The organism is Peribacillus sp. NPDC094092, assembly GCF_050279365.1.
Classification (GTDB): Bacteria; Bacillota; Bacilli; order Bacillales; family DSM-1321; genus Peribacillus.
Genome location: NZ_JBNNUC010000003.1, coordinates 420,660 through 442,308, shown reverse-complemented (window position 1 = coordinate 442,308; position 21,649 = coordinate 420,660). Strand labels below are relative to the sequence as shown.

Sequence of the window (21,649 nt, the reverse complement as noted above, 5' to 3'; positions counted from 1 at the left end):
GGAGGAAGAGCCAATGAGTGATTTATTCGAAATATTGGAAGCGAAAGTTATGGGGCATAATTTAAAGATCGTTTTTCCAGAAGGGCTGGATGAACGGATTTTGGGAGCGGCAGCAAGGCTTGCCAAAGCTAAACTGGTGACACCGGTATTGATCGGGGATATCGGGTTGATTCAAGAGAAGGCAAAAGATATGAAAATTTCCCTTGATGCAATCGAAATATATGATCCGAAGAATTATATCATGATGGATGAAATGGTTGAAGCTTTCGTGAAGGTCCGTGAGGGTAAAGCGACCGATGTACAAGCACGTGAAGTCTTATTGGATGAGAACTACTTTGGAACCATGCTCGTCCATATGAAACTGGCACATGGAATGGTGAGCGGTGCAACGCATTCCACTGCCGATACGGTCCGTCCCGCCTTAAAGATCATAAAAACAAAGCCAGGCGTCCAAAAAACATCGGGAGTATTCATCATGGTCCGGGATGAAGAAAAATATGTGTTCGCGGATTGTGCGATCAATATAAACCCCAATTCCCAAGACCTGGCTGAGATTGCTATAGAAAGTGCGAAGACTGCGCGAATGTTCGATATCGAACCGCGTGTTGCAATGCTGAGCTTTTCGACGAAAGGGTCGGCAACATCCCCCGAGACCTTAAAAGTGGTTGATGCTGTCGATTTGGCAAAAGAATTGGACCCTGAAGTCATTCTCGATGGGGAATTTCAGTTTGACGCGGCTTTCGTTCCTTCTGTAGCAAGAAAAAAAGCGCCTGATTCCCTAATTCAGGGGGATGCGAATGTTTTTATTTTCCCAAGTCTCGAAGCGGGGAATATTAGCTATAAGATGGTACAACGCTTGGGTGGCTTCGAAGCGGTCGGTCCGATCCTACAGGGGCTGAACCGTCCGGTGAATGACCTTTCGAGGGGATGCAATGAAGAGGATGTATATAAACTGGCTGTCATTACAGCGGCACAGGGATTTGTGGCGCAGTATCAATAGGCAGCTTGAGGATTAAATGTAGAGGGAGATTCGTATGAGTGAAACAGATTCATTATTAATGCAGCAAGAGTGGAGGATTATAGATCAATCTTCCGTTGGACCTCAATTTCCAGCTCTGGAGTCCTTTGCGATGGATGATACATTTTGTGCTTCCGTAGGGTCAGGTAAATCAGCTGCCGTAGCCAGGGCCTGGGTACATCATCAAACCATCGTCATGGGTATACAGGATACGAAGCTGCCTTTTCTTAAAAAGGGTTTGGATCATTTGGAGGAACATGGTTTTCGGGCAATCGTGAGGAATTCCGGAGGGCTGGCAGTCGTGCTGGATGAGGGTGTCCTTAATTTGTCGCTCATTTTTCCTGAAAACGAGCAGAAAATTGAAATCAATCGTGGATATGATGCGATGTGGGAGCTTGTCCAATTGATGTTTGCCGATTTCCCGGTCACGATGGAGGCAAGGGAAATCGTCGGTTCCTATTGTCCTGGAAGCTATGATTTAAGTATAAATGGGCAAAAGTTTGCCGGGATATCCCAACGCAGGATCCGCAATGGCGTAGCGGTGCAAATCTATTTGTGTGTCAATGGAAGCGGGTCTGAACGTGCCAGCCTCGTGAAGGGTTTTTATGATGCAGCTAAAGGAAATGCAGAAACCAAATTCTCTTATCCTGATATCGTCCCTTCGGTAATGGCATCCCTAACGGAATTGTTGGGCGTGCAATTGAGTGTTCAGGACGTTATGCTCAGATTCCTGCATGTATTGAAGAAACATAGCGAAAGGATATTCTCTGACACTCTTTCCGTTCAGGAATGGCCGATGTATGAGGCATACTTGACTAGAGTGGTGGAACGCAATGATAAAGTATTCGATGCATTAAAGGATTGATATGAAAGAAGCCGTTCCAGTAATTCAGGAACGGCTTCTTTCATTTAATACGACTTTAGCATTCACTGAAACTGTAAAAGGCCTGTATGATAGGCGGAGTCCCTGAAAATGAAAAGAAGAGCCTTGTCGGCTCCCTTTTTCGAATAAACATGGGTGAAACGGCCTTTGGCATGTGGTTGTTCTATTATAACTGAACCCCACATTATCTTATTACTCGGCCATTTTTTCCAAATTGCCATTCCGGTCCATCTTGAACTTCGTTGCCGGACGTTCCTCTTCCTCTAACAAGACCAGCTTTCTTGCTCGATTCATGATATTCATCAAAGTTTCATAATCTTCCTGCATCAAGCCGCTGTTTTGTTCCAGGTGGCTGATTTTATTCTCCAAATCTTCGTTTCGCTTTTTCAGCCCTTTAATTTCAAGCTTCAATCTTTCATTTTCTGTTTTTAATACTTCAGCTTGAAGCATTCGGACGTTCATAGATTCCAAATAGGCGATGACGGCATCAAGGCTCATGGCCGTTTCCAAAGTCGCTGGTGTGGGCTGTGTCTTAGGAGCGAGAGCTTCAGCCACAACGAATTCCTCTGCTGCTTCATAATTGGCAGTATCGACTTCTGATTTCAACTCTAGTTCCTCTTCTTGTACATGGGGAACCATTATGTCGGAAATCGTTGGGGACGGCGGTGTATAAAGGAGCCGTTTTTTCCCTCCTTGATCTTTTCCAAGGATCCTTTGCCGTTGTTTACGCTGTTTCTTGGCTAGGGAAAGCGCTTTGTCATAATTATGGCGGACAACTGCATTCCAGCGAAATCCGCATGCTGCAGAGGTGCGGTTCAATTTATCTCCTACCTCTTCAAAAGCGTTAAGCTGAGTGCTGCCTTCCCGCACATGGCGCAATACCGTTTCAGCCAAAAGCAAATCATCTTCTTCTGTCCAGGCGTCTTGACGAACCTTCATTTCTACATACTCCCTTTCTGGTAACTTTTAAAATAAATAACTATATAAAATATCGTGTGGCAGTGAATTATGGAGTGTTCTACTAGTATTTTGGACAAAATCTGGATTTTTTATACAAAAAGGTTAAAAGGATACTAGTTTTTTGATGAATTACATCCTTTTACAACGGATGCCCTTTCCTATTCACATGATCAAGCCCTCTTGATATTCATAAGTAGAAGCGGTAAAATACCCTTTAGTCATATAAATGGATGAAAAATAGTTTGTCATGGAAAGGATGGTGACCGGAGGATGTCCAATGAATTCAGAGTGTGCGATGACTGCTTGGCGGTGAACATTAAAACATTGATCCCGCGCCTTGAAAAGCTTGATCCCGACGCGAAAATTGAAGTGGGCTGTCAATCCTATTGCGGTCCTGGCAGAAAGAAGTCTTTTGCCTTTGTCAATAACCGTCCGGTTGCTGCACCGACAGAAGACGAGTTACTAGATAAAATCAATAAAAAACTAAAGTAGGATCCATGATATATAGGTAGAGTGGATTGTTTGCTTATGATAAATGGAAGAAGTAATCATCACCCAGATTCAAACACTGCGGTGATTTTTTATTTTCTTATTTTCAAGACAAAATCAGACTGAAACTTCCGTTTTCTTACAAAAGGACCTCTCTTACTAGCAAGGTGGATGTTAGGGTTTTTTGTCAAAACACGCTATAATGAGTGCATCGAGATTATGAAAAAGAGGGTAGTTCATGGAATATTCCGGCGAAAAATTACAAGAAGAAAAAGTATTCAAGGACCCGGTGCATCGATATATACATGTTCGTGACCGGGTTATATGGGATTTAATAGGGACGAAGGAATTCCAGCGTCTTAGAAGGATCAAACAGCTGGGTACGACTTATTTGACCTTTCATGGTGCGGAACATAGCCGGCTTAGCCATTCGCTCGGAGTATATGAGATTGTCCGGAGAATCGTGGATGATGTTTTCGAGGGCAGGCCGGAATGGAAACCTGAGGAACGGTTACTATCCTTGTGTGCAGCCCTGCTGCATGATTTGGGCCATGGTCCTTTCTCTCATTCTTTTGAAAAAGTGTTTGACCTGGATCATGAGCAATTCACGCGGCAAATAATCCTCGGCGATACGGAAGTGAATAAGATCCTCCTTAGAGTTGCACGTGATTTTCCAAAGAAAGTGGCAGAAGTCATAGCGAAAACCTATAAAGGCAAATTAGTAGTCAGCCTGATTTCAAGCCAGATAGATGCTGATAGAATGGATTATTTACAGCGTGATGCATATTTCACTGGCGTTAGTTATGGACATTTCGATATGGAAAGGCTTTTGCGTGTAATGAGGCCAAGGGAAGAACATGCCGTCATAAAGCAAAGCGGGATGCATGCGGTTGAGGATTATATCATGAGTCGCTACCAAATGTACTGGCAGGTTTATTTCCATCCAGTTACGAGAAGTGCGGAGGTCATACTTACCAAGATTCTGCATAGGGCGAAACATTTATATGAATCCGGTTATGGGTTTGCTCAAGAACCGCACCATTTTTATTCATTGTTCAAGGGGGAAGTGACTTTAAAGGACTACTTGAAAATGGATGAAGCGGTGATGCTCTATTATTTCGAAGCATGGGAAGAGGAGAACGATGCGATTTTAAAAGATTTATGCACTCGCTTCGTTAACCGTAAACTATTTAAATATGTGGAATTCCATCCATCGAACAGTCAAATGAACAGGTTGATGGAATTAAGGACGCTATTCAAGAAGGCAGGCATCGATCCGGATTATTATCTTGTCGTTGATTCTTCATCAGATCTGCCGTATGATTTTTACCGGCCAGGTGAGGAAGAAGAGAGACTGCCGATTCACTTGCTGAAAAATAATGGCGAAATTCGTGAATTATCGCGTGAATCCGAAATTGTCGATGCAATTTCAGGGAAAAGAAGAACGGATCATAAGTTATATTATCCAGCCGATTTATTGCGTGATGAATCTACGAAGAAAAACATAAAAAAACAGATTCGTAAGCTTTTGGAGCTATCGGATTAAAGTGGTACATTTTTGGTGAGGAGTGACGAGCCTTGTTTAAGGATCATGCAAACATTATCAATGCAATTTCTACTGCAGGTGAAATCTCGGGTCGGAAAAAGTTGCAAAAAATCGTTTATATTGCGAAGAAGCTTTCCTTCCCATTTCATGAAAAGTTTCAGTTTCACTTTTACGGACCGTATTCGGAGGAGTTGACATTAAGGATTGAAGAGCTCTGCGAGATGGGGTACTTGAATGAAGTGAGGGAAAAAAAGGCAGGCTATTATCAATATTGTTATTCGATAACGGATGCCGGCCAGGATTTCCTATCCATTCAGGAAGTGGAGATGCCGGCACTTGAGGCATGCCTGCTGGATATGAATGAACAGAATGCCCGTTTTTTGGAGCTGGTTTCAACGGTGCTATACTTCGACACGCTTGAAAAAGAGGAAGTCACCGAGAAAATTTTCACGCTGAAAAGCAAACAGAAATATACGCTTGAAGAAATTGATGAGGCATATGAATATATTGAGCAGTTAAAAACAAAAGCTAAGCCGAATTGATGGCTTAGCTTTTCCCCGTTATGTAAATCTTATAAATCGCTTTTACGGACACCGGCTACTGCTAAATGGTTTTTTGACATTTCTTCAATGAAAATCGTCACGGCTTCAGCTGGTGCTCCAGTTGTTTCCGTAACGGCTGCAGTCACCTTTTCGACTAAAGCCTTTTTTTGTTCGTCTGTACGGCCTTCAAGCATTTTGACTGTTACATATGGCATCTCTTTTCCCCCCTTCCTCTCTTATCTTGTAGTGTTTCACACTGGTAAAAGAATTGCAAGACACGGAAGTCAGAGTTTTTTCACTTCTTGGACTTTTGATGTATACTAACGGTAATAAACTATGGGGGAGAAGCTATCGATGGAATTCTTTGATCAAATAGAACGGTTTTTGGCTTATAGGTTGGAAGAACTTCCATATGTCATTGTGTCACTGTTAATCGCCTTTACGGTTCATGAATTTTCCCATGCTTATGTGGCCTATAAGTTCGGTGACCCGACTGCAAAGAATGAAGGAAGAGTCACATTGAATCCGATTTCTCATTTGGATCCGATCGGAACATTGCTGATATTAATAGCCGGTTTTGGTTGGGCGAGACCTGTCCCGGTTAATCGTTTTCATTTCAAGAACCCAAAATTGGCAGGAGTGCTCGTCTCTTTTGCCGGTCCGTTCAGTAATTTGATTGTTGCAATTTTGGGGTTTTTAATTTTTTACGGATTGCTTGCAGCTGGCGTTGGACCTGATTTACCATTTTTCGTCGAGCCCTTCTTAAATATACTCATAAATTTAAATGTCCTTTTATTTGTATTTAATCTGATACCGCTGCCGCCCCTAGATGGTTATAGGATCGTACAGGATCTTGTTTCAGCGGACTTGCGGGCAAAAATGACACAGTATGAACAATATGGCTCCCTGATTTTCTTGATCCTGATCATCACACCGCTGAGTCAATATACAATCAGACCGATTTTGGATACTGGTATCCGATTTGTGGGAGACATCTTGAGTCAATTTTTTTCACTTTTGTTTTTTTAACCAATAATAAAGAATGACAAACGATAAAGGGGGATATAAACATGGAAGAACAACCAAAGAAAAAAGTAGGCTTCAATATTATAAAAAATGACCCTACAGAAGGTCATGGCGGATATGGGGCAGGGGTTTTAACGCTCGATAATATTTCGCCGGTCATCATCGATGTGGATGCAGGAGAAGCAGAGGTCGATATCGGCGCGATGCATGCAAGAAGTGCAGTGGAAAAAGGGATCAAGTTTTTAAAGACTAAAGAGGAAGTCCCGAATGCCAAACCTTACTGGCTTGTTTGGGTGACCATTGAAGCCACTCAAGACGGTCCGCACTACGCAGGTGTGACAGCATGTGAAATGACGGTCGACAGGTCGATTAGACGCGGATACAAATCGCTTCCGGAGCATGTCAACAGGATGGATAAATCGCTGAAACGAAAAATCATCGTCGAGGACATGGACGATAAATCAAAGCGTGTGCTTGCAGACTTCCTGAAAAATCATGATGCAGGAATGTGGGAGCGCTCTTCAGATCAGCTGAAGGATTCATTGACGGTTTGAAATCTTGTTTAATGGATGGAAATGTTAAGTTTAGTTAAAAATGCACTTGTAGGAAAGCGATAAAATCAGTAAACTTAAAGACAGCAGTTTAGTCACTGTGGAACTAGGACAGAAAAACCCCCGAAGCCGCTTCCGGCTTCGGGGGTTTTTCGTTATCCCCAAGGTTTTAAGACTCTTTTGTACCACGGTGCCTTTTTATGTTCTTCTTCTTTTGGGGCATGATTCGGGTTCTCGCCATTAAAGTGCTCGGTACAGTATTCGACAGGTTCGGTTCCTTTAACATAATAAGTCAATCTTGAGACAGGGCATTCCTTTGTGGCCAATTTTCCGCTTACGGGATTCACGTTCACCCCGATTACGTTTTTGGTTTCTTTAAACGATTTTGCCGGTTCCCCTTCTAGGCCCTTCTCCATATAGGAAGCCCAGATTTTCTTTGCATAGCCCTTTTCGGCAGGGATCTCGATCTTCTTGCCTTGATCATATCCAGTCCATACCCCTGCAACAAGCCCCGGTGTGTAACCGATCATCCAGCTATCCGTCGGCGTGGAGCCTGATTTGCCGGCATATGGGCGGGTCAGCTGGGAACTTATGGTGCTGCCGGTCACCTTCGTATAGCCATTTAAGGTTTCATCGAAAACACCTGTAAGCATCTGGGTCATGACAAATGCCTTGTCCTTATCCAAAATCTGTTCCGTTTTCTCATTTTCATCAAAAATCACTTCACCTTTTTGATTTTCAACTTTTTTGATAAACACGGGTTTAACCTTCTTGCCGCCGTTAGCCAGAATGCTGTATGCGTTCACCATTTCAATCGCCCTTACACCTGACGTACCGAGTGCCAGGGAAGGAACCGCATCCATCTTGGCCGTGATTCCGAAACGACGCGCCGTATCGACCAATGTCTGTTCCCCAAGGAACAAGTGCGTTTTTACGGCGAAGATATTATCGGAAAGAGCAATGGCCTGGGCCATTGTGATTTCGCCTTCCGCATATTGATGGTTGTAATTATGAGGCGTGTAAGATGAGTGACCATCATCGAAAGAAAATGTAGTTGTCTCGCTTTTTAAGGTGGTGGACGGTGTGAAACCGTTCTCCAGCGCTGAATAATATAGCAACGGCTTCATGGTTGAACCAGGCTGGCGGACGGCCTGTGTAGCCCGATTGAATGGCGACTCGGAATAATCTTTACCGCCGACGAGCGCACGGACTTCCCCGGTTTCAGGATCCATTGCCACGATCGAGGCTTGAATGCCTGAAGACTTGGGTATGGTATTGGAAAGAACCTCCTCGGCAGCATCCTGCTGGGTTTCGTCCAGTGTTGTATAGACTCTAAGTCCGCCGAGTTCGATCGTCCGGTCATCCAAATGAAGCTGAGACTTTAAAGCTTGCTTGACGGCATCTTGGAAATAGGGAGCGGTCTTATTGGTGACCGTTCCGTGCTCGCCCTTTAATGTAAGGGATGTCCGCAACGCTTCCGCGATATTTTTTCCTGAAATGTAGTTTTTGTTTTTCATGGCTTGCAGGACAACTTTCTGCCTTGATTTGGCTTTTTCAAAATTATCCAATGGTGAGTAGTTTGACGGCCCTTTTGGTATTCCGGCCAGCATGCTTGCTTCAGGAAGAGTCAAATCCTTGGCATCCTTGCCAAAGTAATATTGACTTGCAGCTTGGGCTCCATATGCACCGTGGCCATAGTAAATCGTATTTAAATAGCCTTCTAGAATTTCCTTTTTGGAGTAGTTCATTTCTAACCGTATCGTATAAAAGGCCTCATTAAACTTACGCGACCACGTTTTGTCATGCCCAAGAAACAGGTTCCTGGCATACTGCTGGGTTATGGTGCTTGCACCCTGGACTTTGGACATTGCCTTAATATCAGCAAGGATGGCACCGCCGATCCGCTTTATATCGAATCCATTATGAGTGTAAAATTGGCGGTCCTCAACGGCGACAGTCGCTTTGATGAGCTGTGGTGAAATTGACTCCATTCCGGCCCAATAACGTTTCTGGCCATTATCTGTTTCACCGATCACATTTCCATCATCACTATAATAGAGGGTGGACTGTGGTACGACCAAAGGGGGAGGACCTAATATTTTTGCATAAATCAGTAAAGAGAGAAGCAATACAAAAAGTATCGTGAGCCCGATTGCCGCAAGGATGATGATGGCCCGTACATATTTAGTTGTCCTTTTAAATCGTTCGCTTGGAATCAATTCCATTGCTTTCACCTCTCTTATCAGGTAAGAATCTAGTATCTATTACTATTATGGAAAAAAAAGAAAATTTTAAACATAAGAACTGCATTTATGAAATTTATCTTGCAATTCTGCTAGATTCGTCTATAATTTTTCTAGCTAATGACTATACCGATTTTGGGGAACCTATAAGGTGACTGACAATATGAAATGGAAAAGGAGCGTTAATAAATGAGCATTTGGTTTACTGAAAAACAAACAGAGAATTTTGGTATTACGATGAAAGTGAATCGTACTTTACATACGGAGCAAACTGAGTTTCAAAAGCTTGATATGATTGAAACGGAAGAGTGGGGCAATATGCTATTGCTGGATGACATGGTAATGACTTCACAGCGTGATGAATTCGTTTACCATGAAATGGTAGCCCATGTTCCTTTATTTACCCATCCTAATCCAGAAAACGTTTTGGTTGTAGGTGGAGGGGACGGAGGAGTTATCCGGGAAATCCTAAAACACCCAAGCGTAAAAAAAGCTACATTGGTGGATATTGACGGGAAAGTTATAGAATACTCAAAGAAATTCCTGCCTGAAATTGCAGGCATGCTTGAAGATCCGCGTGTAGACGTACAAGTTGGGGATGGTTTCATGCACATCGCCAAAAGTGAAAATGAATATGACGTGATCATGGTTGACTCGACTGAACCTGTCGGACCTGCTGTCAATTTATTCACAAAAGGTTTTTATGCCGGGATTTCCAAAGCTTTGAAAGAAGACGGGATTTTTGTGGCCCAATCCGACAACCCTTGGTTTAAGGCGGACTTAATTCGCGATGTACAACGTGATGTGAAAGAAATATTCCCAATCACCAGCCTGTATTTAGCGAATATCCCAACGTATCCAAGCGGCCTTTGGGCATTCACGATCGGTTCGAAAAAATATAATCCATTAGAAGTGACTGAAGACAGTTTCCATGAAATTGAAACGAAATATTATACAAAAGAACTTCATAAAGCAGCATTCGTTCTGCCTAAATTCGTTCAAGATTTAGTGAAATAAGGGAGGCATGGATCATGAAATTCGATGAAGCCTATTCAGGCAATGTATTCATTAAAAGCCACCCTGTTTTTGAGGAATCAGAAGCTGTACTATACGGCATGCCGATGGACTGGACGGTAAGTTTCCGTCCCGGTTCTCGATTCGGCCCTACCCGGATTCGTGAAGTTTCGATTGGGTTGGAAGAATACAGTCCATATTTAGATCGTGAATTAGAGGAAGTCAAATTCTTTGATGCCGGGGATATTCCATTGCCATTCGGCAATCCGCAGCGCAGTATCGATATGATTGAAAAATTTGTCGACAGCTTGTTGGATGCAGGTAAGTTCCCAATGGGTATGGGAGGGGAACATCTTGTCACATGGCCAGTCATTAAAGCCATGTTCAAAAAGTATCCCGATATGGCCATCATCCATATGGATGCCCATACAGATTTACGTGAGGATTATGAGGGAGAACCGCTTTCCCATGCGTCCATCATCCGTAAATCCGCAGAACTTATCGGTCCGAAAAATGTATACTCTTTCGGCATTCGTTCCGGTTTGAAGGAAGAATTCCAATGGGCAAAAGAAAATGGCATGCACATCTCTAAATTTGAAGTTCTTGAACCTCTGAAAGAGGTACTGCCGCAGTTAGCCGGCCGTCCTGTATATGTGACGATCGACATCGATGTACTTGATCCTGCGCACGCGCCAGGGACAGGCACCGTAGATTGTGGAGGCATTACTTCCAAAGAGCTTTTAGCTTCGATTCACGAGATAGCACGATCCGAGATTAATGTAGTCGGCTGCGATTTAGTAGAAGTGGCACCGATTTATGATCCATCCGAGCAAACTGCGAACACGGCTAGCAAGCTGATTCGCGAAATGATTCTAGGTTGGGTTCAAAAAGGTTAATGATGAAAGACTTGACTGTTCCCGTTTTTTAGCGGGAATGGTCTTTTTTTATCCATTCAGGGAAAGAATTTTACATCAGAAGGATCATTTTTGAATAATTTCGCCCCAATGAGTCATTATTGCGTTAAAATCAAATGAATGGCAATGACATGATTTCGACAGTTTATCCCCACACTTTTGGATTTACACTTTATTTTCCGCTCCAAGTTGAAACTTCCTTGAAGAATATTTATACTTATAAAGTTGAGAACGACATGATGAAGGAAGTGTAGCTTTGACTCTTCATGATATAGATAGGCATGCTATTAAAGTGACTTTACAGACAAAAATCATGCACGGCTCAGAAACGGAAACGTATGAGCTGGTGACATTTGGTACAAAAATGTATAAAGGTGCAGATTTATATTTGCAATATAAAGAGGAAAATGAGGCAGGACAAATACAAACGACCATCAAGCACAAACCGGACGAAACGATTCTGCTCAGAAATGGCGCCATTAAAATGAGGCAGCTTTTCCGCCTGCAGGAAGCGACAAATGGACATTACGAAAGTATATATGGCAGGTTAGGATTACGGACGGCCGCGAAGAAGATCCATCATCAATGGGATGAACAGACCAAACAAGGGAAACTTGTCCTTATATATACGTTACATATGCAGGGAAGCGAACCCGGTCAATATGAGATGACGATTTCCTACAAGGAGGAAGCATAACGCATGAATATAGTAAAAGAGGTACAGGAAAAACTGAAAAAAGAGATCAAAGCGGCAGTCATTAAAGCTGGATTGGCAACGGAAGAGCAGATCCCAAATGTGGTATTGGAACTGCCAAGAGATAAGACACACGGAGATTATTCCACGAATATGGCCATGCAATTAACGAAGATTGCAAAGAAGGCGCCGAAGATGATAGCAGAAGCAATCATCGAAAACTTCGACAATTCAAAAGCATCCATTGAAAAAATCGAGATTGCAGGACCTGGTTTCATCAACTTCTACATGAATAATTCCTATTTGACAGAATTGGTTCCTGTCATTTTGAACGTGGATGAAGCATATGGGGAAAGTGACTTTGGTAAAGGCGAAAAAATCCAAGTGGAGTTCGTTTCCGCGAACCCGACCGGTGATCTTCACCTTGGTCATGCCCGTGGTGCGGCAGTAGGTGATACGTTATGTAATGTCCTTTCTAAAGCAGGTTATGATGTTTCACGTGAATACTATATCAATGACGCAGGAAACCAAATCAATAATTTGGCCATTTCCATAGAAGCCCGCTATTTCCAGGCACTTGGCCTCGAAAAGGATATGCCGGAGGGTGGTTATCATGGCGAAGATATCATTGGAATCGGCAAGACGCTTGCCAGTGAATTTGGGGATAAATATGTAAATGCCGACGAAAAGGAACGTTTTGAATTTTTCCGTGAGTACGGATTGAAATATGAAATGGAAAAACTGAAAACGGACTTGGGTAATTTCCGTGTCGGATTCGATGTATGGTACTCCGAAACATCTCTATATCAAGACGGTAAAATTGATGAGGCACTCAAAGTGTTGAGGGACAGGGGCCATGTTTACGAGGAAGATGGGGCCACATGGTTCCGCTCTACGGAACTGGGCGATGATAAAGACCGGGTGCTTATTAAGCAGGATGGGTCTTACACATATCTGACACCGGATATTGCCTATCACCGTAATAAATTGGAGCGCGGCTTTGAAACGCTGATCAATATCTGGGGGGCAGACCACCACGGCTATATACCGCGTATGAAAGCGGCGATCGAAGCATTGGGGTACAAACGCGAGCAGCTTGAAGTGGAAATCATCCAGCTTGTTCACCTGTACAAAGATGGCGAGAAAATGAAGATGAGTAAGCGTACCGGTAAAGCAGTTACGATGCGTGACCTTATTGATGAAGTAGGTCTGGATGCAACCCGTTATTTCTTTGCGATGAGAAGTGCTGATACTCACATGGATTTCGATTTGGATCTTGCGGTATCACAGTCCAATGAAAACCCGGTTTATTATGCACAGTATGCCCATGCCCGGATTTCCAGCATTTTACGTCAAGGTGTGGAACAAGGAATCAGCTATGAAGGCGTCACTGATTTCTCTGCCCTATCTACTGAAAAAGAAGTGGAGCTTTTGAAGAAATTAGGAGAATTCCCGCAGGCAATTGCGGAAGCAGCCGAAAAACGGATGCCTCACCGCATGACGAATTATATATTCGACCTGGCTTCTACATTCCACAGTTTCTATAATGCCGATAAGGTTTTGGATGTTGAAGAGATGGAAAGAAGTAAGGCGCGTTTAGGACTGGTCAAATCCGTCCAAATTACCTTAAAGAATGCATTATCGATAATCGGGGTTTCGGCACCGGAAAAAATGTAATGGAAAAAGCGGCTGTTTCTAACGAAACAAGCCGCTTTTTTTTTAGGTTCATTAACACTCGACGGCACCGCCGCTTACCCTTTTTACACCACGAACCTTAGCTATATCTTCAATCAGCTGCAACATCGCCCGATCCTTCATCTTGGCCTCGATCATGAAATCGACGTCCTGTCCAAGATCCTTAAGCACTTTAAATAGAGGCATGATGAAGTCCAAATCGATATAATCTGCATGCGAGCGAAATTCACTTGCCGATTTTGGGGATGAAATATGAATCTTTGGTACCGCTCCTGCCTGCCTCCAAGTGGTGAACACCTCGGTGAGCAGCTCGTTTAGCGGCTCATCTGAAAGGTTTGCGATATGATGGTGGTAATCGAATACAAGTGGGATGCCTTCCATCTTACAAACCCTCAGGGTTTCAGATGCTGTATAGGTTTTATCATCATTCTCCAAAGTCATTCTTTCCTTGACGTGCATAGGCAGCGATTTAAGGTTGTCATGAACCCTTACAAGGGCGGACTCTTTATCACCATAGGCCCCACCGACATGGATATTGATGAAAGAGGTGTCCGCAATGCCCATTGCATCAAGCATTTTATAATGGAACTCCATATCTTTAACGGCATTTTGTGTAATCTCGGGCTTAGGGCTGGTAAACAGCGTAAACTGATTGGGATGAAAGCTAATCCTCATCTTGTGTGCAGTGGCCCAATCGCCAAGCTGTTTCCACTCTTTTTTAAAAGGTGTAACGAAATCCCATTCTATTTCGGGATGTGTCGCTAAAGGAACAATGGAACTGGACATCCGGTATATTTCTATTTGGTGTGCCGTGTTATATTGAAGGACCCTTAAGGTATTTTCAATGTTCTGCCTTGTCACATCCAGGAGTTTTTTCATTCCTTTTTCCGCGCCAAGTGAGCTATATCGCTTGTAAGTAAGTGTCTTAGCCGGAGAAGCTTCCCATAAACAGGTGGCATTGGATACGAATCCAAATCTTATTTTCATTATATTTTCTCCTCGAGAAACAGGATATCAAAGAAAAGGAGAAAGGATGGCAGCCAGCGATTCTTTTGCTGAACGGATTACATTCATGTTAGAAATCTCGTCCCCGTTTAACGGCTTGGATTCGGCTAGGTCCACTGCCAACTCCTTTTCTACATCTTCTATGAATGTCCGGTCAAATATGATGCAATTGATTTCACTGTTTAAAAAACAACTGCGTTTATCAAAATTAGCCGTACCGATATCACACAGTATATCATCAATCAGAATCACTTTAGAATGGTAGAACCCTCTTTGAAATTGCATGATTTCAGCCCCTTCTTTTATTAGTACCCGGAAATAGGGAAAAGAAGCTTCCTTGACAAGGGCATGGTCTGAAATTTCAGGTACGATGATCGTAACGGAAACATTGCGTGCAAGTGCTTCCCTTAATTCTTGAAATAAAGTCTCGCTTGGAATGAAATATGGAGTCCCGATAATGATTTTTTTAGTGGCTTGCTGAATTATGTTTGCCAGTGATTGTTCAAGATCACTGCCATTCGTGACGACAAATTGCTGTGCCTGCCTCCCGGGAGTCAATTTCGGGAAATAGGCAGGCGTTCCTCTATAATCCTCGTTTGTATCATGGAACCAATCCGAGAGGAAGACTTCCTGAAGGTCCTTTACACCTTCCCCGGTCATTTTTAAATGGTAATCTCTCCACGGGTTCAGCTTCTCCCCTTGGTTTATATACTCCTTACCGATATTAAAGCCGCCAAGATAGCCGATTTTTCCATCTATCACCGTGATTTTACGGTGATTTCTTTTTTGTATGGTATAGAAAAGGAAGGGGAGTCTCGGTTTAAAGCTGAAAGAAAAATGAACGCCGCTTTTCGTTAGCTCCTGAATGGTTTGGCGGGACATCTCTTTACTTCCTACCCAATCGGCTAAAAGCCTCACTTCCACGCCCTCTTCCGCTTTTGACTGCAGTAACTTCAAAAAGTCCTTGCTGAATTTATCCTTTTTAATAATATAAAAAAGGATATGGATGGAATCCTGAGCTTGCTTTACTTCCTTCATGTAATCATCAAACAGGGTTTTCCCTGACGTGAATACAGTCATGTCGCTGTTCCGAGGCGGGTATTTTATACTGGTAGCTTTCTTTAAATAACGCCTATGCCCTACCTTAAGATCAACCCAGCACCAAGAGAAGATCAATAAAAATATAGAGGCAATCGTAGTGATTATCTTCAAAAAAATCCCCCCTAAATGATTATTTTTAGTTTGGCTCTAATTCCCCGTCAGTAACCATTAAAAAGCGGGGAGGGGCTTCTGATTTTTTTAGAATGGGGAAGGGGAATTCATGAAATTGTCGAATTATAATAATTAAGATCCAGAAAAATTAAATAGATTTAGAAAGAAAAAAGTTGACTGAATGCTCATTCATTATATAATGGAGTTAATCAAATTTCAGAAAAATGCCAAATTTCCCAAAAAGGTACCTGGCATTTTGCAATCTACTAAAGAGGGGGAAAGTCTGCATGGAAATGAATGGTTTACTGTGGATCAACTTAGTTGCATTCCTGCTTGTAACCGCTTACGCCGCCGGTTTGTTTGCCTACTTGATAAAGACCCGTATAGCTTATATAAAACTTGGCAAAAAAGTGGAATTCGATAACCGTGTGAAAGATCGTCTTGTTAAAATAGGGGTTTATGTATTTGGACAGAAGAAGCTCTTTAAAGATAAAAAGAGCGGGATCATTCATGCCATGTTATTTTATGGTTTCATTTTAGTACAATTTGGTGCACTTGATTTTTTCGTTAAAGGCTTAAGACCAGGGTGGCATTTACCGTTTGGCCCTGTTTATCCTGCCTTTACATTCTTCCAGGAAATTGTGACGCTTACCGTTCTTGTTGCAATCCTATGGGCGGCATACCGCCGTTATGTCGAAAAGCTCGTTCGCTTGAAAAGGGATTTCAAAGCAGGTTTGGTTGTCATCTTCATCACCGGTATCATGATCACCGTATTACTGGGGAATGGAATGGGAATGATCTGGCATGGACACGATGCAACTTGGTCAGAGCCAGTCGCATCAAGCATCGCTTTCCTATTCGGCTGGATGGGGACAACGGCGGCAACAGTCGTTTTTTATGTAGCTTGGTGGCTGCATTTACTGATCATATTATCTTTCCTTGTTTACATCCCGCAATCTAAGCATGCTCACTTGATTGCCGGTCCGATAAATGTATTCCTGAATCGACTGGACAATCCGGGGAAATTGAAACCGGTTGATTTGGAAGAAGAGGTTTTCGATAAAGAAGGCAATCAATATTACGGTGCCAAATATATCGAAGATTTGACGCAGTACCAAATGGTGGACCTTTATGCCTGTGTGGAGTGCGGGCGCTGTACGAATATGTGCCCGGCTACAGGTACCGGTAAAATGCTGTCACCGATGGATATCATAATCAAGATGCGTGATCATTTAACAAATACAGGCGCTGCCGTTACAACGAAGCAGCCATGGGTGCCATCTTTTGTTTTTGGGAATACGAAGGGAAATAAGATAGCTTTGTCTGGTGCCGCGCAGGGGGCGCAGGAATCTGCTGCAGCAACCGAGGCTTACAGTCCGAGCCTGATTGGCGAAGTCATTACGGAAGAAGAACTTTGGGCCTGTACCACATGCCGGAATTGTGAAGATCAATGCCCGGTAATGAATGAACATGTCGACAAAATCATCGATATGCGCCGTTATCTAGTGTTGACGGAAGGCCGACTTGATCCTGATGCGCAACGTGCCATGACGAATATTGAGCGTCAAGGAAACCCTTGGGGACTGAACCGTAAAGAGAGGGAAGATTGGCGAAGCCTTCGGGAAGATGTCAGCGTCCCAACCGTGAAGGAATTAAAAAAGGCAGACGAAGAATTCGAGTATTTATTCTGGGTAGGTTCAATGGGATCGTACGATAACCGTAGCCAGAAGATCGCCCTTTCCTTTGCAAAATTATTGAATGAAGCGGGAGTCAAATTTGCCATTCTCGGAAATAAGGAGAAAAACTCAGGGGATACTCCCCGTCGATTGGGTAATGAGTTTGTTTTTCAGGAGCTTGCAATGAAAAATATAGAAGAGTTCCAGAAGAATGAAATTAAGAAAATCGTGACGATCGATCCGCATGCTTACAATATCTTCAAGAATGAGTATCCGGATTTTGGCTTGGAAGCGGAAGTGTATCACCATACTGAACTGTTAGCCAAACTTGTCAGTGAAGGCAGGTTGGTGCCTCAGTACCCAGTGAATGAGACAATTACATTTCACGATTCCTGTTACTTGGGAAGGTACAATGAAGTTTACAGCCCGCCGCGGGAAATCTTGCAATCCATTGATGGTGTGAAACTTATTGAGATGGAGCGCAATCGTGAGAAGGGTATGTGCTGTGGAGCTGGAGGCGGTTTGATGTGGATGGAAGAAGAAACAGGAAACCGCATTAATGTGGCCCGTACCGAACAAGCACTGGCCGTCAGTCCAACAGTGATCAGTTCAGGATGTCCTTATTGCCTGACCATGCTATCTGACGGGACGAAGGCAAAAGAAGTTGAGGAAAATGTTAAAACATATGATGTAGCTGAACTGCTCGAAAAAGCGGTCATTGGTGAAAATAAATCGATTGCCTCTTAATTTAAAACAAAATTGCCTGCTTCAAGCAGGCAATATTTTCAATTTTCATAAACTAAATATTTTCATTTTTGAGAAAAATGTGTAATATAATATATAATTAAGCGCTTACAACACTATTTTTTTAACTCCAAATTGAGCGAGCGTTCAATCAATGTTACTTATAGGGGGAAATAATGATGGCGAAAACAGTGATTATTAGCGGTGTGAGAACACCTTTTGGTAAATTTGGCGGAGGTCTTAGCAGTTTGACGGCATCACAACTTGGTGGAATAGCAATCAAAGAGGCACTTGTTCGGGCCGGGATCGAAGGCGACCAAGTAGACGAGGTCATCATGGGGAATGTACTTCAAGCAGGCCAAGGCCAAATACCGTCCCGTCAGGCAGCCCGTCATGCTGGATTGCCTTGGGAAGTGAAAACGGAAACCATTAATAAAGTATGCGCATCAGGACTTCGCAGCGTCACATTGGCTGATCAGATCATTCGCTTAGGTGAAGAAGAAATCATTGTTGCCGGCGGAATGGAATCGATGAGCAATGCGCCTTATATCCTTCCGAAAGCAAGGTGGGGGCTAAGGATGGGTGATGGAGAACTGAAGGATACGATGATTTCGGATGGACTTAGCTGCAGTTTTACGGGCGTCCATATGGGGACTTACGGAAACAGTACTGCCGAGGACCTTGAAATCACTCGTGAGGAACAAGATAGCTGGGCTTACGAGAGTCATCAAAAAGCGATAAAGGCAATCGATGGCGGTATCCTTGCAGAAGAAATCATTTCCGTACAGGTGCCGGTACGAAAAGGCGAACCAATTACCATCGAACATGATGAAGCCCCAAGAAAAGATACATCTGCCGGGAAGTTAGCTAAATTAGGTCCAGCTTTCAATAATGAGGGGACCATTACGGCAGGTAATGCACCAGGTGTCAATGATGGGGCAGGTGCACTCGTTCTGATGAGTGAGGAACGTGCAGAAAAAGAAGGGAAAACGCCTTTTGCCTATATTTTGGCTCATGCAGAAGTGGCAGTGGAAGCAAAGGACTTCCCTAAAACGCCAGGTTTGGTCATAAATGAACTCCTGAAGAAGACAGGTAAATCGATAGAGGAAATTGATTTGTTCGAAGTGAACGAAGCATTTGCAGCGGTTGCACTGGCCAGTGGGAAAATTGCCAACATCTCACCGGGAAAAGTGAATGTAAACGGAGGGGCTGTAGCATTAGGTCACCCAATCGGGGCGAGTGGAGCCCGCATAATCATTACACTGATGCATGAACTGAAACGCCGCGGAGGGGGATTGGGCATCGCAGCGATCTGCAGTGGCGGCGGTCAGGGAGATGCCATTTTAATTGAAGTGCCTGAGCAAGGATAATAGTTTCATAGATAAATGAGGGGGGATTTTCATGGGCATTCAAAAAGTGATGGTCATTGGTGCGGGACAGATGGGATCTGGCATTGCCCAGGTCTGTGCAATGAGCGGTTATGAAGTTCTTTTACACGATTTAAAAGAGGAATTTGTAGAAAAGGGGTTAGGAACAATTACCAGAAACCTTTCCCGGCAGGTTGAAAAAGGGAAGATGGAATCCGGTGAGAAAGATGCAATCCTTTCCCGTTTGACTTCATCGACGAATTTGGAAAATGCGGCTGCGGTAGATTTAGTGATTGAAGCCGCAGTGGAAAACATGGAAATAAAAACAAGAATATTCGCAGAGTTGGATGAAATTACACCGCAACACGTCATTCTTGCATCCAATACTTCTTCGCTTCCGATCACCGAGATAGCCGCTGCCACGAAAAGGCCGGAAAAGGTAATTGGCATGCACTTTATGAACCCCGTTCCAGTCATGAAGCTGGTTGAGATCATTCGAGGCCTTGCTACATCGGATGAAGTTTATAAAGAAGTTGAAAAGATGGCTGAATCCTTGAAAAAGGTACCGGTGGAAGTCAATGATTTTCCAGGTTTTGTAGCCAATCGGATTTTAATGCCGATGATCAATGAGGCCATCTATACACTATATGAGGGTGTCGCTACTAAAGAGGCGATCGACGACGTAATGAAAATGGGAATGAACCATCCGATGGGCCCGCTTACGCTAGCTGACTTCATTGGGCTAGACACATGCTTGTATATAATGGAGACCCTTCACCAAGGGCTGGGAGACGATAAATATAGACCGTGTCCGCTGTTAAGGAAATATGTAAAAGCTGGGTGGCTAGGTAAGAAATCAGGACGGGGCTTTTACGAATATAACTAATCTTGAAAGTTGTGCAGCTATGGAGGGATGAAGGATGGATTTCAAGTTTACAGAAGAACAGGAAATGATGCGGAAAATGGTAAGTGCTTTTGCGGAGAATGAGATCACTCCTCATATCGAGGCAATGGAAACAGGCGTGTTTCCAAAAGCGATTCTGCAAAAAATGGGTGAGCTTGGTTTGATGGGAATTCCGATTTCAGAAGAATACGGCGGCGCGGGTATGGACTTCATGTCTTATATCATAGCCATCAATGAGATTTCCAAAGTAAGTCCCACTCTCGGTGTCATACTGTCCGTTCATACTTCTGTTGGAACAAATCCAATCGTTTATTTTGGAACGGAAGAGCAGAAGCGAAAGTATGTGCCTAAGTTGGCCGCTGGTAAATATTTAGGCGCCTTTTGCCTGACCGAGCAAAGCTCAGGTTCCGATGCTGCGAGTTTGAAATCGAAGGCAGTGGCAGTCAAGGAAGGCGGAGAATATCGAATAAATGGGTCCAAGGTTTTTATCACCAATGGCGGGGAAGCGGATGTGTTTATAGTTTTTGCTTCAACCGACCCTCAGAAGGGAAGCAGGGGAATATCCGCCTTTATCGTAGAAAAAGGGACGCCAGGCTTAATCATCGGTAAAGATGAACGTAAAATGGGCCTTCATGGCTCGAGCACGGTGCAGGTAACGTTCGAGGATATGAAAATCCCTACAGCCAATCTCCTTGGCCAAGAAGGTGAGGGCTTTAAGATCGCAATGGCCAACTTGGATGCCGGAAGGATCGGGATTGCCGCTCAAGCGCTGGGAATTGCCGAGGGTGCCATGGAACATGCTGTCCAATATGCAAAAGACAGGGTTCAATTCGGGAAACCTATTGCACAACAACAAGGAGTTGGTTTCAAACTCGCAGAAATGGCAACGGGCATAGAAGCTTCAAGGCTACTGGTCTATCGGGCGGCATATTTACGCTCGCAGGGATTGAATTGCGGTAAAGAGGCGGCAATGGCTAAGCTATTCGCTTCGAGGACGGCTGTAGATGTGGCGATTGAAGCTGTCCAAGTGTTCGGAGGATATGGATATACAACGGAATATCCGGTCGAGCGCTATTTCAGGGATGCAAAAGTAACTGAAATTTATGAGGGTACTAGCGAAATACAGAGAATGGTCATCAGTAAGAATCTATAATTTCGAGAAATTT

20 protein-coding genes are annotated in these 21,649 nt (G+C 43.5%); 15 read left to right on the top strand and 5 right to left on the bottom strand.

Annotated features, from left to right (window positions below; genetic code table 11):
- Positions 1-13 precede the first annotated feature (13 nt).
- Positions 14-1,000: a phosphate acetyltransferase gene (gene pta / locus ACQKNS_RS17770; RefSeq protein WP_427644623.1), complete on the top strand. Its 987-nt coding sequence runs from the start codon at positions 14-16 to the stop codon at positions 998-1,000.
- A 34-nt stretch (positions 1,001-1,034) separates the two neighbouring features.
- Complete coding sequence (locus ACQKNS_RS17765; protein ID WP_427644622.1) at positions 1,035-1,883, top strand: lipoate--protein ligase family protein; 849 nt, start codon at positions 1,035-1,037, stop codon at positions 1,881-1,883.
- A gap of 210 nt (positions 1,884-2,093) precedes the next feature.
- Here ACQKNS_RS17765 and ACQKNS_RS17760 read toward each other — a convergent pair whose 3' ends face one another.
- Entirely contained in the window at positions 2,094-2,840 is a 747-nt protein-coding gene (locus ACQKNS_RS17760; RefSeq protein WP_427644621.1) for an RsfA family transcriptional regulator, read from the bottom strand.
- A gap of 291 nt (positions 2,841-3,131) precedes the next feature.
- On the opposite strand from ACQKNS_RS17760, the gene ACQKNS_RS17755 reads away from it, so the two are divergent.
- The 3 genes from ACQKNS_RS17755 to ACQKNS_RS17745 all read left to right on the top strand — a co-directional run bounded on the left by ACQKNS_RS17755 (position 3,132) and on the right by ACQKNS_RS17745 (position 5,438).
- A complete protein-coding gene (locus ACQKNS_RS17755; protein WP_048683566.1) occupies positions 3,132-3,353 on the top strand; it encodes a DUF1450 domain-containing protein in 222 nt (73 codons plus the stop codon).
- Positions 3,354-3,588: 235 nt separating this feature from the next.
- Entirely contained in the window at positions 3,589-4,896 is a 1,308-nt protein-coding gene (locus tag ACQKNS_RS17750; RefSeq protein ID WP_427644620.1) for an HD domain-containing protein, read from the top strand.
- Between the two features lie 32 nt (positions 4,897-4,928).
- Positions 4,929-5,438 carry a YwgA family protein gene (locus ACQKNS_RS17745; protein WP_076368383.1) on the top strand — a complete coding sequence of 170 codons (510 nt, stop codon included), beginning with the start codon at positions 4,929-4,931 and terminating at the stop codon, positions 5,436-5,438.
- Between the two features lie 29 nt (positions 5,439-5,467).
- Here the strand turns inward: ACQKNS_RS17745 and ACQKNS_RS17740 are convergent, their stop codons facing one another.
- Positions 5,468-5,653 carry a 2-hydroxymuconate tautomerase gene (locus tag ACQKNS_RS17740; protein ID WP_034315897.1) on the bottom strand — a complete coding sequence of 62 codons (186 nt, stop codon included), beginning with the start codon at positions 5,651-5,653 and terminating at the stop codon, positions 5,468-5,470.
- Between the two features lie 139 nt (positions 5,654-5,792).
- Here ACQKNS_RS17740 and ACQKNS_RS17735 point away from each other — a divergent pair, with 139 nt between their 5' ends.
- Both ACQKNS_RS17735 and ACQKNS_RS17730 read left to right on the top strand, forming a co-directional pair.
- Positions 5,793-6,467: a site-2 protease family protein gene (locus ACQKNS_RS17735; RefSeq protein WP_427644619.1), complete on the top strand. Its 675-nt coding sequence runs from the start codon at positions 5,793-5,795 to the stop codon at positions 6,465-6,467.
- 41 nt (positions 6,468-6,508) lie between these two features.
- Positions 6,509-7,018, top strand: coding sequence for a YwhD family protein (locus ACQKNS_RS17730; RefSeq protein ID WP_427644618.1), 510 nt, complete (start codon positions 6,509-6,511; stop codon positions 7,016-7,018).
- A gap of 152 nt (positions 7,019-7,170) precedes the next feature.
- On the opposite strand, the gene ACQKNS_RS17725 is transcribed toward ACQKNS_RS17730, so the two are convergent.
- Positions 7,171-9,240, bottom strand: coding sequence for a transglycosylase domain-containing protein (locus ACQKNS_RS17725; protein ID WP_427644617.1), 2,070 nt, complete (start codon positions 9,238-9,240; stop codon positions 7,171-7,173).
- A 207-nt stretch (positions 9,241-9,447) separates the two neighbouring features.
- Between ACQKNS_RS17725 and speE the strand changes: the two genes are divergently transcribed.
- The 4 genes from speE to argS all read left to right on the top strand — a co-directional run bounded on the left by speE (position 9,448) and on the right by argS (position 13,557).
- Positions 9,448-10,275 (top strand): spermidine synthase, encoded by an 828-nt coding sequence (speE, locus tag ACQKNS_RS17720; RefSeq protein WP_427644616.1) that lies wholly within the window; start codon positions 9,448-9,450, stop codon positions 10,273-10,275.
- A gap of 14 nt (positions 10,276-10,289) precedes the next feature.
- Positions 10,290-11,168 (top strand): agmatinase, encoded by an 879-nt coding sequence (speB, locus tag ACQKNS_RS17715; protein ID WP_034315888.1) that lies wholly within the window; start codon positions 10,290-10,292, stop codon positions 11,166-11,168.
- A gap of 274 nt (positions 11,169-11,442) precedes the next feature.
- Positions 11,443-11,883, top strand: coding sequence for a DUF1934 domain-containing protein (locus ACQKNS_RS17710; protein ID WP_427644615.1), 441 nt, complete (start codon positions 11,443-11,445; stop codon positions 11,881-11,883).
- Positions 11,884-11,886: 3 nt separating this feature from the next.
- Positions 11,887-13,557 (top strand): arginine--tRNA ligase, encoded by a 1,671-nt coding sequence (gene argS / locus ACQKNS_RS17705; RefSeq protein WP_427644614.1) that lies wholly within the window; start codon positions 11,887-11,889, stop codon positions 13,555-13,557.
- A 51-nt stretch (positions 13,558-13,608) separates the two neighbouring features.
- Here the strand turns inward: argS and uvsE are convergent, their stop codons facing one another.
- Complete coding sequence (uvsE, locus tag ACQKNS_RS17700) at positions 13,609-14,562, bottom strand: UV DNA damage repair endonuclease UvsE (RefSeq protein ID WP_427644613.1); 954 nt, start codon at positions 14,560-14,562, stop codon at positions 13,609-13,611.
- A 27-nt stretch (positions 14,563-14,589) separates the two neighbouring features.
- Positions 14,590-15,792, bottom strand: coding sequence for a cardiolipin synthase (cls, locus tag ACQKNS_RS17695; protein WP_427644612.1), 1,203 nt, complete (start codon positions 15,790-15,792; stop codon positions 14,590-14,592).
- Positions 15,793-16,085: 293 nt separating this feature from the next.
- Here cls and ACQKNS_RS17690 point away from each other — a divergent pair, with 293 nt between their 5' ends.
- The 4 genes from ACQKNS_RS17690 to ACQKNS_RS17675 all read left to right on the top strand — a co-directional run bounded on the left by ACQKNS_RS17690 (position 16,086) and on the right by ACQKNS_RS17675 (position 21,636).
- Positions 16,086-18,215, top strand: a complete 2,130-nt coding sequence (locus ACQKNS_RS17690) for a heterodisulfide reductase-related iron-sulfur binding cluster (RefSeq protein WP_427644750.1) — start codon at positions 16,086-16,088, stop codon at positions 18,213-18,215.
- 176 nt (positions 18,216-18,391) lie between these two features.
- Positions 18,392-19,582: an acetyl-CoA C-acetyltransferase gene (locus ACQKNS_RS17685; RefSeq protein ID WP_427644611.1), complete on the top strand. Its 1,191-nt coding sequence runs from the start codon at positions 18,392-18,394 to the stop codon at positions 19,580-19,582.
- A 31-nt stretch (positions 19,583-19,613) separates the two neighbouring features.
- Positions 19,614-20,465 (top strand): 3-hydroxybutyryl-CoA dehydrogenase, encoded by an 852-nt coding sequence (locus tag ACQKNS_RS17680; RefSeq protein WP_427644610.1) that lies wholly within the window; start codon positions 19,614-19,616, stop codon positions 20,463-20,465.
- A 34-nt stretch (positions 20,466-20,499) separates the two neighbouring features.
- Positions 20,500-21,636, top strand: coding sequence for an acyl-CoA dehydrogenase (locus ACQKNS_RS17675; RefSeq protein ID WP_427644609.1), 1,137 nt, complete (start codon positions 20,500-20,502; stop codon positions 21,634-21,636).
- Positions 21,637-21,649 lie beyond the last annotated feature (13 nt).

Excerpts from the sequence above, each read along its gene's own strand:
- pta (WP_427644623.1), top strand. The coding sequence starts at position 14 with ATGAGTGATTTATTCGAAATATTGGAAGCGAAAGTTATGGGGCATAAT.
- ACQKNS_RS17765 (WP_427644622.1), top strand. The coding sequence starts at position 1,035 with ATGAGTGAAACAGATTCATTATTAATGCAGCAAGAGTGGAGGATTATA.
- ACQKNS_RS17760 (WP_427644621.1), bottom strand. The coding sequence starts at position 2,840 with ATGAAGGTTCGTCAAGACGCCTGGACAGAAGAAGATGATTTGCTTTTG.
- ACQKNS_RS17755 (WP_048683566.1), top strand. The coding sequence starts at position 3,132 with ATGTCCAATGAATTCAGAGTGTGCGATGACTGCTTGGCGGTGAACATT.
- ACQKNS_RS17750 (WP_427644620.1), top strand. The coding sequence starts at position 3,589 with ATGGAATATTCCGGCGAAAAATTACAAGAAGAAAAAGTATTCAAGGAC.
- ACQKNS_RS17740 (WP_034315897.1), bottom strand. The coding sequence starts at position 5,653 with ATGCCATATGTAACAGTCAAAATGCTTGAAGGCCGTACAGACGAACAA.
- ACQKNS_RS17735 (WP_427644619.1), top strand. The coding sequence starts at position 5,793 with ATGGAATTCTTTGATCAAATAGAACGGTTTTTGGCTTATAGGTTGGAA.
- ACQKNS_RS17730 (WP_427644618.1), top strand. The coding sequence starts at position 6,509 with ATGGAAGAACAACCAAAGAAAAAAGTAGGCTTCAATATTATAAAAAAT.
- ACQKNS_RS17725 (WP_427644617.1), bottom strand. The coding sequence starts at position 9,240 with ATGGAATTGATTCCAAGCGAACGATTTAAAAGGACAACTAAATATGTA.
- speE (WP_427644616.1), top strand. The coding sequence starts at position 9,448 with ATGAGCATTTGGTTTACTGAAAAACAAACAGAGAATTTTGGTATTACG.
- speB (WP_034315888.1), top strand. The coding sequence starts at position 10,290 with ATGAAATTCGATGAAGCCTATTCAGGCAATGTATTCATTAAAAGCCAC.
- argS (WP_427644614.1), top strand. The coding sequence starts at position 11,887 with ATGAATATAGTAAAAGAGGTACAGGAAAAACTGAAAAAAGAGATCAAA.
- uvsE (WP_427644613.1), bottom strand. The coding sequence starts at position 14,562 with ATGAAAATAAGATTTGGATTCGTATCCAATGCCACCTGTTTATGGGAA.
- ACQKNS_RS17690 (WP_427644750.1), top strand. The coding sequence starts at position 16,086 with ATGAATGGTTTACTGTGGATCAACTTAGTTGCATTCCTGCTTGTAACC.
- ACQKNS_RS17685 (WP_427644611.1), top strand. The coding sequence starts at position 18,392 with ATGGCGAAAACAGTGATTATTAGCGGTGTGAGAACACCTTTTGGTAAA.
- ACQKNS_RS17680 (WP_427644610.1), top strand. The coding sequence starts at position 19,614 with ATGGGCATTCAAAAAGTGATGGTCATTGGTGCGGGACAGATGGGATCT.
- ACQKNS_RS17675 (WP_427644609.1), top strand. The coding sequence starts at position 20,500 with ATGGATTTCAAGTTTACAGAAGAACAGGAAATGATGCGGAAAATGGTA.